Origin of the sequence: Mucilaginibacter sp. NFX135 (assembly GCF_048565145.1) — a bacterium.
In the GTDB taxonomy this organism is placed as follows: domain Bacteria; phylum Bacteroidota; class Bacteroidia; order Sphingobacteriales; family Sphingobacteriaceae; genus Mucilaginibacter.
In genome coordinates this window covers 5,765,792-5,780,500 of the sequence record NZ_CP183412.1, presented here as the reverse complement: position 1 = coordinate 5,780,500, position 14,709 = coordinate 5,765,792, and the positions used below count along the sequence as shown (strand labels likewise).

The following is a 14,709-nucleotide window of genomic DNA, read 5'->3' as shown; positions in this document are numbered from 1 at the left end:
AAATGTTTAATAATATGCAATTTATTGAAACTTAAATCCTAAGCCAATTTGCCAAACCTGGTTACGAAAATCGGGTAGATCGGCTTCATTAGAGCTGTTCCTGGAAAGGTCAATGTTATAACGGCCTCTGATCTCCACATTGCGGTTAATATCAAAACTAAGGCCTACAACACCGGCAACATAGCTTTGATCACCTTCGTGCCCATCATAGCGGGTTTCTACATTGGTGCCAAAGTCACGGTAAGTATCTCTTTGCGAAGTTAAAAAGGTAAGCTGAGGGCCGATTAAGAAATTAAACCCGGGCACGATCTTGAATTTTGCCAATAAGGGAACGTCGATATAGTTGGTACGTTCAGTAAAATGGGCATTTTCAAGGTCGGCACTGTACCCCTTTTGCGAAAATAATACTTCGGGTGCGAATGAAAAATAATTTGTAACAGGAACATCCAGTGTAAGCCCCACATTGAAGGCCGCAATACTGTTTGAGCTAAAACGGGAATCATAAGCATCAAGCGAATTTGCAACGTTGAGGCCAGCGGTAAAACCCACTTTGATCTGATTCTCATTATACGGTCTGCGTTGTTCATGCCTTACATAGCGGCGTGGTGGCCTGCGGTAAGGGCCATTATAGTTTTGCGCGCTGGCAGCGCCGGCTGCAAATAAACATATTGCAAAAAAGATAAATTTTTTCATTTTTTATTTGTTTTTAACGGTAGCAGAACCAATTACAGATGTTTGTGTTTTATGAATAGGATCTGTAACTGTTCCTTAATTAATTTAATTTGTACATGTATAGATTAAAAATTTATACAAAGGTTTATTTTGAATATCCAATAATTCGTGTTAAACATCAGGAGAGTTGTATTTCTTCATGAAATCTTCAAAAATCCCGATACTTGTTGCTGATTACCCAATACTATTTTATACTACATTCGAACCATGCCAAAATTCAATAACGGTGTTTGCCGCACTTTAATTATAGCACTTCATTTTATTGCGGTTAATGCTTTCGCCCAAAAGACAAGCTATATACAAAGCCTGAATACACAGAACCGCTGGGTTGATTCTGTGTATAACAAACTAAGCCGCAAACAAAGGGTGGCCCAGTTGCTTTTTGTAAGGGCGCATACCAATAAGGGCAAAGCCTATGAAGATTCGGTGGCCCGGGTAATTAAAGAAGAGCAGATTGGCGGTCTGGTGTTTTTTCAGGGCGGCCCAGGCAGACAGGCTACCCTGGTTAATAAATACCAAAGGCTGGCACAGGTACCTTTGCTTATTTCTATGGATGGTGAATGGGGCCTGGGCATGCGCCTGGATTCTACCATATCATACCCCTACCAAATGACGCTGGGCGCCATACAGGATAATAACCTGATATACAAAATGGGGCAACAGGTAGCTTATGATTTTAAGCGCCTGGGGATCCAGATTAACTTTGGGCCCGATATGGATGTCAACAACAATCCCAATAACCCGGTGATCAATTATCGGTCCTTTGGCGATAATATGTATAATGTGGCCAAAAAAGGGATAGCCTATTTTAAGGGCATGCAGGATGCCGGTTTGCTCACTACGGCCAAACACTTTCCGGGGCATGGCGATACCAATGTCGATTCGCATTTTGATCTGCCTTTGTTGCCCTACAATCGTGCCCGCCTGGATTCGCTCGAGGAATATCCTTTTCGGGAGGCTATTAATGCGGGCATCAGCGGTGTAATGATAGCACATATGAGCATCCCCGCACTGGATAGTACTAAACGCTTACCATCAACCTTGTCGCGCCCCATCGTAACGGGTGTTCTTAAAGATTCATTAAGGTTTAAAGGCCTGGTGGTATCCGATGCAATGGAGATGAAAGGGGTTACCAAATATTTTCCTAACGGCGAGGCCGATGTAAAAGCTTTTTTGGCGGGTATTGATATTATTGAATTATCAGAAAATTCAGATCGCGCTGTTAAGCTCATCCGCCGGGCCATACGTAAAGGTTTGATCAGTCAGGAAGAATTTCAAACTAAAGTAAAGAAGGTATTGGCGGCCAAATACTGGGCAGGTCTTAACCGCCGGCCACAGGTTTCACCGGTGAATTTAAGTGAAGACTTGAATCGTCAGACTGCGAAGGATCTGGTACAGCAGTTGAGTGATGCCTCTGTAACTTTGTTAAAAGGTAACTCGGCCGCGCTGAAGCTGAACCCGTTCCTGAAAACAGCCATCGTGAGCATAGGGGTTGAAGCGCCTACCGTTTTTCAGCAGGAAGTAGCTAAAAGTTTTCCGAATTGCCGCATATTCATCGTAGCTAAAAATGCTCCGGCAATAGAAGTGCGAAATATCATGAACTGGGTAAAGCAATACAACCAGGTAATTGTAGGCATACATGATACCCGTTTGCGCCCGCAAAGTAAACTGGATTACAGCAGTGACGTACGCCAGATGATAACCGAGCTTGCTGCCCGCAAGGGTATGGTAATGAGTGTTTTTGCTAATGCTTACACTATTGCAGGTTTACCTGGCATCGAGAAAAGCAATGCACTAATGGTATGTTATCAAATGAGTCCGGAACTGCAAAGGTCGGCAGCCAAAGTAATTGCCGGCACACTAAAGCCAACGGGTAAATTGCCGGTGAGTGTAAATACGTCTTTCCCTACTGGTGCAGGGCTGGGTTTGCAGTAACCCTACCCAATCCTCGCTAAAAAGGCTTTAGGAATGCATAAAAGTCTCTTCTTTTGAGGGAGATTAGAGGGGGTATTTCTTATCTTTACTAAACAATATGCAATCAAATCTTCATAAGTATAACGATAAATTTCAAGCGGCTTTGGCCGGATTAAACCCCGAGCAGTTAGCTGCTGTTAATAAAATGGATGGGCCGGTACTGGTAGTGGCAGGACCGGGTACGGGCAAAACACAGATACTGGCCGCCAGGATAGGTAAAATATTAACCGATACCGACGCCCTGCCCAGTGAGATACTGTGCCTTACCTATACCGATGCCGGGGCGGTGGCCATGCGTAAACGCCTGTTTGAATTTATTGGTCCTGATGCCTATCGCATCAACATATATACCTTTCATGCTTTTTGTAACGAGATCATCCAGGAAAACCTGGAATATTTTGGCAAACTGAACCTGGAATCATTATCTGATCTGGAATCGGCGATGTTGTTCCGTGAGCTGGTTGATGAGTTTGGGAACGATCATTTGCTTAAACGCTTTACTGGAGATATTTACTACGATACCAAGCGTCTTAAAGATCTGTTCTCGACCATGAAACGGGAGAACTGGGACGTTGGTATGATAACAAGGGCTGTTCAGGAGTATCTGGACGATATTCCCAATCGTGAGGAGTTTGTGTACAAACGGGCCAATGCTAAAACCGGCATTAAAGTTGGCGATCCTAAACAAAAGGATATCGATGCCGCCCATGAAACTATGAGCAAACTACTGGCAGCCGTAGGTGAATACAAAAACTACGATGCCAAGATGAAAGCCCGCGGCCGGTATGATTATGACGATATGATCATCTGGGTGCTTAAAGCTTTCCGCGATAATGAAGAGATACTGCGTAAATACCAGGAACGCTATCAGTATATTTTGGTAGATGAATTTCAGGATACCAGCGGTTCGCAAAACGAGTTGCTCCGGTTTTTACTAAGCTACTGGGATGTGCCCAACGTTTTTGTAGTGGGTGATGATGACCAGTCTATCTTTAAATTTCAGGGAGCCAACATGAAAAACATCCTTGATTTTGCTACCGATTATGTGGATACCCTGCACACGGTGGTATTGAAGCATAATTATCGCTCCAATCAACATATCCTGGATATTTCAAGAGCCCTTATTAATAATAATTTTGAAAGGTTAACCAGTCAGCTCAATCTGGATAAGGAGCTGCGCGCATCGCACAGTCGTTTTGCCGAGCTGACCGTGGAACCGGTGATCAACGAATACGAAAACCCCGACCAGGAATTGGTTGATGTATCGGCACAGATCAAAGCATTGATCGATAAGGGTACGCCGCCGGGCGAAATCGCGGTGATCTATCGTAATCACAGCCAGGTGGAAGAGATGATCAAATATCTCGACATCCAGAAGATTGCGGTAAATACCAAGCGCAAGATCGATATCCTGACCCAGCCCTTCGGCGAAAAGATCATCAATATCTTACGCTACCTGGCTATGGAACTGGATTCACCCTATAGTGGCGATGAGTTGTTGTTCGAGATCATGCACTATGATTTCTTTAACATCGCCCCTATTGAAATTGCCAAGGCCAGCATTGCGGTAGCCAAAGAAAATTATGGTGCCGTAACGGGCAATAAGCCCAAAACGTCTATCCGCCGTTATGTTAGTGAGTTACGCCCCCCATCACAAACCGACCTTTTTACCCCGGATAAGGTTACCGCGATGAAGTATCTTATTAATGATATTGATGAGTTGCTGCAATCGGCAGTGAGCAAAACTTTGCAAGCCCTTTTTCAGGATGTAATAGCCAAAATGGGTATCCTGCGTTACATTATGCAACAGACTGATAAAGGTGGACATATGCAAATGCTCACCAGTTTTTTTGATTTCCTGAAGGATGAAAGTCGTAAGAACCCCGAAATTAAGCTCACCGAGCTGATAGCCACCATTGAACTGATGAAGAAGAACGGGATCAGGCTTGATCTGAACCAGGTGATCTTCTCAGATAATGGCGTTAACTTTTTAACTGCTCACGGTTCCAAAGGCCTGGAGTTTGAACATGTGTTTTTTATAGGCTGCGACAAGCGTACCTGGGATAGTAAGGGTCGTAACACCGGCTTCAGCTATCCTGATACCTTAACCCAGGCAGCATCCGATGATATCGCCCAAAAAGAAGAAGGCCGGAGGTTGTTTTATGTAGCGATAACCCGGGCTAAGCAGCATCTTTATATCTCCTATGCTAATAAAGATAAAAAGGCCAAAGACCAGGAAGCAAGTCAGTTTGTAGGCGAAATACTCGCCAGCACCGATCTGCAGGTACATTATCCAAAAGTAACGGAAGGAGCCATGCTCGGTTTTTATCTGACCCAGTTTAGTGAGGCCGAAAAACCAAAGGTGGAATTGCTGGATAAAAATTACATCAACCTGCTGCTGCAAAACTATACGCTGTCGGTAACGCACCTGAGCAGTTATTTGGATTGCCCGTTGCGGTTTTATTTTCAGTGTTTGATCAGGGTGCCATCGGGCAAAAGTCCATCGGCTACATTTGGGCAGGCGGTGCATTGGGCGCTTAATAAAACCTATAAATTGCTCAAGGACAATGATAATGAGTTCCTGTCGACCGAGCAGTTTATGAATGAGTTTCGCTGGTATATGGCCCGCAACAAGGATTCGTTTACCAAGGATGAATATAAATTGCGCGTAGCCTACGGCGAAAAGATATTACCACCTTATTATGAAAAAAATGTAAACCATTGGAATAAGGTGGCCATTACCGAACGCACCATCAAAAATATTGAGATAGGCGGTGTACCGATTAAAGGTAACCTGGATAAGATGGAGTTTGATGGCAAACATGTAACCGTAGTAGATTATAAAACGGGCAAGCTCAAAAACGCGAAAGACAAACTGTTAAGACCTACCAATGATTTCCCGAACGGTGGCGATTACTGGCGCCAGGGTGTATTTTATAAAATACTGGTGGACCACGATCGTACCAATGATTGGGAAGTAGTAAGCACCGTATTTGATTTTGTAGAGCCGGTAAGTGAGGGCGAATATCACCGCGAAAAATTTGTGATCATTCCTGATGATATGGACATAGTGACCTGGCAGATCAAAGATACCTATGCCAAAATAATGGCCCACGATTTTAACACCGGCTGCGGTAAAAAAGAGTGCGACTGGTGCCATTTTGTAAAAAGCAATTTTAAGCAGGTAGACGAAATGTTACAAACCGCAAGCGAGGAAGAAGAGGAATAGGTTCTTTAGCATATTAGGAGACACATGTAATGTGTCTCTACAAAGAAAAAAATGTAGAGACGCATCACATGCGTCTCCTGATTTCAGGTATAAAATATGGAGGATAAATTTCAAAAAAGGTATAGAATTTCCTCTCCGCGTTTAGAGGGATGGGATTATGGATCACATGGACTATATTTTGTAACCATCTGTACAAAAGATCGCATTCCATTTTTTGGCGAAATTATTCAAACTGATATTTCAGAAACTGCGATGCTGAGAAAAGCAAAAATAGCTGAAATTGCATCTGATAACTGGTTGAAAATAGGAGAATTTCATCCCTATGTTATTCCTGAAGACTTTGTTGTTATGCCAGATCACTTACATGGGATATTGTTTTTCAATAAACCGGATAAGACCACATGGGAAACTAATAAATTTGGTGGTCAAAGAAATAATCTCGCATCTGTCTTAAGAGGTTATAAAGGATCCGTAAAGCAATACGCAGATAGGAACAACATTGAATTTTCCTGGCAACCTCGTTATTATGATAGGGTGATAAGAGATAAAAAAGAGCACGAAAATATTCAGGGATATATTTATGATAATCCCGGAAACTGGCTTTTAAATAAACATGGATTTGAAAATTTATATTTATAAAATATGATCCATAGGAGACACATGTAATGTGTCTCTACAAATTAAAAAAAACGTAGAGACGCATCACATGCGTCTCCCAACATAAAAGCATCAAAAACGCATGAAACACCTAAAACTATTCATTCTTCTCTTATTAACCCTGCCTGCCGCGGCACAAACCATCATCAAACCCGATGCAGGTATCAAACAAATGGTGGATGAGGTATCTTCCAAAAATATCGAAGCTACCATCCGCAAACTGGTAACCTTTAAAAGCAGGCATACCCTGAGCGATACCACCAGCAAAACCACCGGGAGCGGTGCGGCGCGCAATTGGATCAAGGCCGAAATGAAAAAATATGCCGCTCTCTCCGGCGGAAGGATGACCGTTCAGTTTGATACGTTTACCCAGCCAAAAGGGACGCGCATTGATAAACCAGTAAAGCTTAAAAATGTACTGGCTATATTAAAGGGTACAGATCCTACGGATACCCGCGTATATATCGTATCTGGTCATTATGATTCGCGCATCAATGATGTGATGGATGCCAATGGGGTTGAACCAGGTGCCAATGACGATGCTTCTGGAACAGCCCTGTCCATGGAGCTGGCCAGGGTGATGGCTAAACGGTCGTTCCCGGCTACCATTATTTTCGCGGCGGTGGTGGGCGAGGAGCAGGGTTTGTATGGATCGGCCAACCTGGCCAAACGTGCCAAAACCGAAAACTGGAATGTAGATGCCATGCTCAATAATGATATTGTAGGCAATACGCACGGCATGGAAACCGACCTGAAAGATAACCGCAGCGTGCGTGTTTTTAGCGATGGTATACCGACCAACGCTACGGATAAACAGGTGGCCGCACTGAAATCATTAGGTGGCGAAAATGATAGCCCTTCACGCGAACTGGCCCGCTATGCCAAGGAAACCGGTGAGCGTTATGTTGACCAGCTGGATGTAAAACTCATCTACCGCCGCGACCGTTATCTGCGTGGCGGCGATCATTTGCCTTTCCTGGAACAGGGCTTCAGCGCGGTACGCTTCACCGAAATGAATGAGGACTTTAATCGCCAGCACCAAAACATCCGTACCGAAAACGGTATGGATTACGGCGACCTGCCCAACTTTGTTGATTTTAACTACGTACAAAAAGTGGCGCGCATGAACCTGTCGATATTGGCCAACCTGGCTTCGGCCCCAGCCCGGCCACAAAACGTAGGCATTATCACCAGCGATCTTACCAATAAAACAAAACTAACCTGGGAGGCCCCGGCTACCGGAAAAAAACCGGCAGGCTACTATGTGCTCATGCGCGAAACCACCAGCGCCTTTTGGGAACGCAAATTTTATGTAACCGATACTACCACCACGCTGGCCTATTCAAAAGATAATTACCTTTTCGCCGTACAAGCTGTTGATGCCGATGGGCACGAGAGTTTGCCGGTTTTTCCTAAACCGGTGAGGTAATAGCCTCACTTCGGCCCTCTCCAAGGGAGAGGAGACTAAAAATACCCTCAATGTCATTTCGATACGAGGTACGAGTGAGAAATCTTATACATGATGCTAAGTGTATAAGAAGATAGTAGAAGATTTCTCTCTCCGTTCGAAATGACAACGATTATTCAGTATGCAAATCAAAGCCCTCTCTTTTGGAGAGGGTTGGGTGAGGCAAATTTTTATTAGTTTTGTGATATGTATTTTTTCAGAAAGAAAGATCCAAACAGACCCAATAACATTAATCTGCGCATTATGCATTTTATTAATGCGCTGGCTATTATTATGTTTTTGGCGGGGATCATTTACAAACTGATACAAGTGTTCATACTTAAAAAATGATGACAATAATAAACACCAATAACGCGCCGGCTCCTATCGGGCCATATAGCCAGGCTACCGTAGCCGGGAACTTTGTATTTGTATCGGGCCAGATTCCCCTTAACCCGGTTACCGGCGAACTGGTAACCACTGGTATTACCGACGAGGCGGTGATGGTGATGGAAAACATCAAAGCCATTTTAACCGAGGCCGGTATCGGCTTTGAGAACATTGTAAAAACCAACATATTTTTAACCGATCTGGGTAATTTTGGTCAGGTGAACGAGGTATACGGAAAATATTTCACCGCCAATTTCCCGGCCCGCGAAACGGTACAAGTATCTGCATTACCCAAAGGTGTAAATGTGGAGATCTCGGTTATTGCTGTAAAGTAAGAGCCTCATTCAACGCTTCCCGTCTGCTGGCGTGAAGCGTTGGGAATAAAACAAACATAAACTACGCGTCATTGCGAGGAACGAAGCAATCTCTATGCTATACAGAGCAAACAGAAAAGTTTGGGACCTGAATGACCGACCTGCCAGTGTAGAGATTGCTTCGTTCCTCGCAATGACGGTGGGTAAAATATTGAGCTTTATCTATGAATCCTTTTCAAACACCGCTTGTATATCTGAAAGGAGTGGGCCAGTCCCGCGCCGAGGTGTTGAAGAAAGAATTGGCGCTCGCTAACTTCGAGGATCTTTTACGGCATTTCCCTTTCCGGTATATCGACCGAACCCGTTTTTATAAGATCAAAGAGATACAGGCCGATCTGCCTTATGTGCAGGTGCTGGCACGTATTGTGAACAAACAGGTTGTCGGCGAAAAGCATACGAAACGCCTGGTAGTTATGGCTAAAGATGATACTGGCCTACTGGAATTGGTATGGTTTAAAGGCATCAACTGGATCGAAAAGACTATTGTGCCCGGGCAGGTATATGTTGTTTTTGGTAAACCCGGCTTTTTTAACGGACAGGCCCAGATGGCCCATCCCGAAATGGAGGTATACTCGCCGGGGGCACAACGGCAGGGTAACGCCAGTCTGCAACCGGTATATAACTCCACGGAAAAACTCAAACAGTTTCAGCTGGACAGCAAAGGCATCCAGAAAATCACCTCCACTTTGCTGGAGCTGCATGCCCGGGATATCCGCGAGAACTTGCCGCTGTACATTATCCAAAAATTCAAGCTCATCAGCCGGGCCGAGGCTTATCGTAATATCCATTTTCCGGCTGATGCTCGTTTACTAAATGAAGCTATTCTGCGGTTAAAATTTGAAGAACTGTTTTTACTGCAGCTTAAATTATTGCGCAACAAATTGTTGCATACACAGAAGTTCAAGGGCAATATTTTTGGGTCTGTTGGGCATTATTTTAATGATTTTTATCACCATAAATTACCTTTTGAGCTTACTACTCCACAAAAACGGGTACTTAAAGAGATAAGACAGGATACCCAGCGCGGTGTACAGATGAACCGCCTGCTGCAAGGCGATGTGGGCAGCGGTAAAACCGTGGTGGCCCTCATGAGTATGCTCATAGCGGTTGACAATGGTTTCCAGGCCTGTATCATGGCGCCTACCGAAATTTTGGCTACCCAACATTACCAAACAGTAAAAAGTTTGGTTGGTGACGATTTTATTGAGGTGGCCCTGCTTACCGGTTCTACCAAACAAAAGGATCGCAGGATATTACACGAAAGGCTGGAGAGTGGCGAGCTTAAAATTCTCATCGGCACGCACGCATTGATCGAAGATAAAGTTCAGTTTAAAAACCTGGGCTTTGTGGTTATTGATGAACAGCACCGTTTTGGGGTAGAGCAAAGGGCCAAGCTATGGCGCAAAAATATTATACCGCCGCATGTATTGGTGATGACAGCCACACCCATTCCCCGCACACTGGCCATGACGCTTTATGGCGACCTGGATGTATCTGTTATTGACGAATTACCTGCCGGCCGTAAACCTATCCAAACGCTTCATTTTTACGAGAACCAGCGCCTGCGCGTATTTGGTTTTATGAAAAGGGAAATAGCCCTGGGCCGGCAGATCTACGTGGTATACCCGCTGATACAGGAAAGCGAAAAGCTCGATCTGAAAAACCTGGAAGATGGCATCGCGGTGATGTCGCGCGAGTTTCCACTGCCCGATTATCGTATCAGTATTGTACATGGTAAACTGAAAGCGGCCGACAAGGAATTTGAAATGCAGCGTTTTATCAAAGGTGAAACGCAGATCATGGTAGCCACTACGGTGATTGAGGTAGGGGTTAACGTGCCCAATGCCTCGGTGATGATCATCGAAAATGCCGAGCGTTTTGGTCTGTCGCAGTTGCACCAGTTACGCGGTAGGGTAGGGCGTGGGGCCGAGCAATCCTACTGTATTTTGATGAGCAGCCACAAGCTGAGCCACGATGGCAAGATCAGGCTCGAGACCATGGTAAAAACCAATAACGGTTTTGAAATATCTGAGATCGATCTGCAATTGCGTGGTCCCGGCAACCTGGAAGGCACCCAGCAAAGTGGTGTGCTCGATCTTAAATTAGCCAACCTGGCTACCGACCAGGAATTATTATTCAAAGTACGCAAGATTGTTGAACAGATCTTCGAAAAGGACCCTCAACTGGCCCTCCCCGAAAACCAGGTGCTGCATCATGCCTTTGAAACCAAAAACGCTGGTTTAAGCTGGGATAAGATATCGTGATAGCATGTTCGGATAATACCTTGCGTTCGTTTAATAATCACGGTGTGGTAAGATAAAATATTAGCTATACATATATTGAATTGATTCTTATTGCATATGCTCCGTTAGGAGCAACCTATTTGTAGCATACCAGGTAAAATATCTTTTGCTCCGTAGGTGCAACCCTAAATAAACTGCTATGCTGTATAAGGGTAGCCTCTACGAGGCATAAATACGAACATGAATTTGACTACAAATGGGTAGCTCCTAACGGAGCACACATGCTTTAAAATATCAATCTTGCACTCGCGGTTGCAAACGAGCGAAAGGGAATGTAAAGCGGAAATGATATCCAGATACTCCTTTTTTCCTTCAAAATATTACATTTGTTAAAACTGATCTTAATATCACATGAAGAAATTTTCCCTGGTGCTGGCTGCACTTTTTACAGCTTCCCTGCTACAAGCGCAGGACTCCTTAACTATTCGTAAAATTTATGATGAGGCCCTTGTAAACGGCAAGGCCTATGAAAGCCTGCATTATCTGTGTAAAAATATTGGCGGGCGCCTAAGCGGTTCGGCCAACGCGCAAAAAGCGGTGGAGTGGAGCAAAAAGCTAATGGAAAGCTATGGCTTTGATAAGGTTTATTTGCAAGAGGTAATGGTGCCGCATTGGGTTCGTGGTGCAAAGGAGACCGCTTTTATTATTGATGGTAAAACCCGTATTCCTGTGCCTATCGCTGCATTGGGAATGACCATAGCTACGCCCAAAGAAGGTATCACCGCCAATGTGGTAGAGGTACGGAGTCTGAAAGAACTGGAGACACTGGGTGAAAGCGTGATCAAAGGCAAGATCGTTTTCTTTAATCGTCCGTTTGATCCACGTTTCATCGAAACCGGGCATGCCTATGGTACTGCCGGCGACCAACGTTTTATCGGACCTGCCGCAGCAGCCAAATATGGAGCTGTAGGTGTTATTGTACGCTCCTTGACGGAAAGCATTGACGATTATCCGCATACCGGCGCTACGTTGTCTGGCCCAGGCACTCAGCTGATACCTGCAGCTGCCATATCAACCAAAGCAGCTGATAAACTGAGCAATATGCTGCGTTTGCGCAAACTGCCATTGATAAAATTTTACTTTAAACAAAACTGCCAGTTATTGCCCGATGTATTATCCTACAACGTGATCGGCGAGTTGACCGGTACCGAAAACCCTAATAAATTTATCAGCGTAGGCGGCCACCTGGATTCATGGGACCTGGCCGAAGGCGCACATGATGATGGTACGGGCGTCATGCAATCGGCCGAGGTACTGCGCATATTTAAAGCGATAGGTTACCGACCTAAAAACTCGGTACGGGCTGTATTTTTTATGAATGAGGAGAACGGCCATAAAGGCGGTACCAAATATGCCGAACTGGCTGTGCAAAATAAAGAACAACACATTGCTGCCATAGAAACAGATGAAGGCGGTTTTACCCCGCGCGGATTTAGTTTTGACGGTGTATCCAACGATTTTATCAAAAACATCAACAGTAAATACAAAGCCATCCTGGAGCCTTACGAGGTTGATAAACTAACCATCGGCGGCAGTGGTACCGATATTGAACCGATGAAAGAAAAACTGCCAGGCGTAGTGCTGATCGGTTACCGTCCGGATTCGCAACGTTATTTTGATATTCACCATACTCCGAATGATGTGTTTGAAAACGTAAATAAACGCGAGCTGGAGCTGGGCGCCGCCGGCATGGCAGCGTTTATTTACCTGATAGATCAGCATGGGTTGTAGATGTGCAGATGTGCAAATTTCAGATGTGCAGATTGTCTGATTGATCAAATAGGAATCTTTCCCGCCGTCTGTGTCCTCACAGGCGGCTTTTTATTGCGTTAAGGATAGCAGCGGATACCGGCCTTGCGACTAAGGCCTGAGTAGTATGAGCGGATAGCCGGCCCCGACTCAGGAGGGAACGCCATGAGAAAATAAACCTAAATAATGCTCTCATAAACCAAATTTTGTTATGCGGCCAAAATGAAAGATCTATTGAACAGCATTCATACTGAAGAAGATCCTTCGCTATCGCTCAGGATGACAAATTTTATATTGCTTTTTCGAGACCAACAATTACCCTAATTTGTCCAATAAAAAACCTGCCATCGCATTTAATAATCCCAAAATGGTATCGTAAATTTGCAGTACATCTAAAACAACACTGTGACCGAAGACGGAGATAGTAAACCTCAGAAAGTAGATTCCTTTGCAGCATTGCGATACAAAGATTTCAGATCTTACATTGGCATGCGCTTTTGTTTCACCTTTGCTTATCAAATGCAGGCCGTTGTTATCGGCTTTTATATTTACCAGATCACCAAAAGTGTTTTTGCACTGGGCCTGGTGGGCCTTTGCGAGGCTATACCGGCCATAGGCATAGCGCTGTATGGCGGCTACATTGCCGATAAGTCCGAAAAGCGCAAAATGCTGCTCATCATATTTGCTATGGTGATCCTCACTTCGCTGGTGATGTTTACCGTTACGCTCGATAGCATGCACAGTATAATACACAAAGACTGGATTGTGCCCATTATTTTTGCCATGATATTTTGTAATGGTATAGCCCGAGCGTTTTACGGCCCGGCTACTTTTACAGTTTACGCCCATAGCATTCCCAAAGAGATTTACCCTAACGGCAGTACCTGGAGCAGTTCCAGCTGGCAGGTGGCTTCTATTGTCGGGCCGGCAGCGGGTGGATTGATCTATGGCTATGCCGGTAAAATAGTTCCTGGTTTAAGTGGTATTACGGCAACATTCTCGGTTATTATATTTTTTCTGCTGATATCATTGGTGCTGGTTTTTTTCCTGCGCAAATATCCGCCGGTTTTTGTGCCCAAAGAAAGTATCTGGAAAAGCCTGTCAGAAGGGATCCATTTTGTGTTCCATAATAAAATGATGATCGGTGCTATGAGTCTGGATCTATTCTCGGTATTTTTTGGTGGCGCGGTAGCTTTGCTGCCCGTATTTGCCAATGAGATACTGAAAGTAGGTGCCGAAGGTTTGGGCATTATGCGTGCCACAGCATCACTGGGCGCGGTACTCACCATGCTGGTGATGACGCGGTTTTCGCCCATGGGTAAACCCTGGCGCAACCTGTTGATAGCGGTTACCGGCTTTGGTTTAAGTATCATTTGCTTTGGCTTATCGCGCAGTTTTTATCTGTCGCTTTTCTTCATATTTACCGAGGGTGCTTTTGACAGTATCAGCGTAATTATCCGCGGTACCATTATGCAATTGTTAACGCCCGATCATATGCGTGGCCGGGTATCAGCCGTAAACCAGATGTTCATTGGCTCATCCAACGAGATCGGTGCTTTTGAATCCGGAACCGCGGCCCGTTTGCTGGGCACCGTACCTGCCGTAATATTTGGCGGCAGCATGACCATGCTTATTGTAGGTATCACTTATCTCAAAACCAAAAAACTCATTCCATTGTCGCTTAACCAGATTCAGCCGCCTGCTGAGGTCGAAGTTAAGCCTGTTGTGTAAAAGCTTCACCCTGCCCTCTCCAAAGGAGAGGGTTCTGATACTTTTATACAGAATAGCCATTTGAATTTATCACGTTTATTTCAAAGTCCTCTCCTTTGGAGAGGATTATTACATGAGGGCTTC

General features: G+C 44.7%; 10 protein-coding genes. 9 read left to right on the top strand and 1 reads right to left on the bottom strand.

Annotated elements, in window-relative coordinates:
- Positions 1-21: 21 nt before the first annotated feature.
- Positions 22-693: a porin family protein gene (locus ACNURT_RS24075; RefSeq protein WP_370996846.1), complete on the bottom strand. Its 672-nt coding sequence runs from the start codon at positions 691-693 to the stop codon at positions 22-24.
- A 246-nt stretch (positions 694-939) separates the two neighbouring features.
- Here ACNURT_RS24075 and ACNURT_RS24070 point away from each other — a divergent pair, with 246 nt between their 5' ends.
- The 9 genes from ACNURT_RS24070 to ACNURT_RS24030 all read left to right on the top strand — a co-directional run bounded on the left by ACNURT_RS24070 (position 940) and on the right by ACNURT_RS24030 (position 14,586).
- The gene (locus ACNURT_RS24070; RefSeq protein WP_419699819.1) at positions 940-2,667 is read left to right on the top strand and encodes a glycoside hydrolase family 3 protein; all 1,728 of its coding nucleotides are present in this window, start codon (positions 940-942) and stop codon (positions 2,665-2,667) included.
- 97 nt (positions 2,668-2,764) lie between these two features.
- Positions 2,765-5,935 (top strand): ATP-dependent helicase, encoded by a 3,171-nt coding sequence (locus ACNURT_RS24065; RefSeq protein WP_419699818.1) that lies wholly within the window; start codon positions 2,765-2,767, stop codon positions 5,933-5,935.
- 96 nt (positions 5,936-6,031) lie between these two features.
- Positions 6,032-6,574 (top strand): transposase, encoded by a 543-nt coding sequence (locus ACNURT_RS24060; RefSeq protein ID WP_419699817.1) that lies wholly within the window; start codon positions 6,032-6,034, stop codon positions 6,572-6,574.
- 100 nt (positions 6,575-6,674) lie between these two features.
- A complete protein-coding gene (locus tag ACNURT_RS24055; RefSeq protein ID WP_419699816.1) occupies positions 6,675-8,021 on the top strand; it encodes a M28 family peptidase in 1,347 nt (448 codons plus the stop codon).
- A 225-nt stretch (positions 8,022-8,246) separates the two neighbouring features.
- On the top strand, positions 8,247-8,390 hold the full coding sequence (locus ACNURT_RS24050; protein ID WP_317042954.1) for a DUF6728 family protein: 144 nt from the start codon (positions 8,247-8,249) through the stop codon (positions 8,388-8,390).
- Positions 8,387-8,764: a RidA family protein gene (locus tag ACNURT_RS24045; protein ID WP_419699815.1), complete on the top strand. Its 378-nt coding sequence runs from the start codon at positions 8,387-8,389 to the stop codon at positions 8,762-8,764. Before ACNURT_RS24050 ends, ACNURT_RS24045 begins: the two co-directional genes overlap by 4 nt.
- 203 nt (positions 8,765-8,967) lie before the next feature.
- Positions 8,968-11,067 carry an ATP-dependent DNA helicase RecG gene (gene recG, locus ACNURT_RS24040; RefSeq protein WP_419699814.1) on the top strand — a complete coding sequence of 700 codons (2,100 nt, stop codon included), beginning with the start codon at positions 8,968-8,970 and terminating at the stop codon, positions 11,065-11,067.
- A 390-nt stretch (positions 11,068-11,457) separates the two neighbouring features.
- Entirely contained in the window at positions 11,458-12,837 is a 1,380-nt protein-coding gene (locus tag ACNURT_RS24035; RefSeq protein ID WP_419699813.1) for a M20/M25/M40 family metallo-hydrolase, read from the top strand.
- A 423-nt stretch (positions 12,838-13,260) separates the two neighbouring features.
- Positions 13,261-14,586 carry an MFS transporter gene (locus tag ACNURT_RS24030; protein ID WP_419699812.1) on the top strand — a complete coding sequence of 442 codons (1,326 nt, stop codon included), beginning with the start codon at positions 13,261-13,263 and terminating at the stop codon, positions 14,584-14,586.
- The last annotated feature ends 123 nt before the right edge of the window (positions 14,587-14,709 follow it).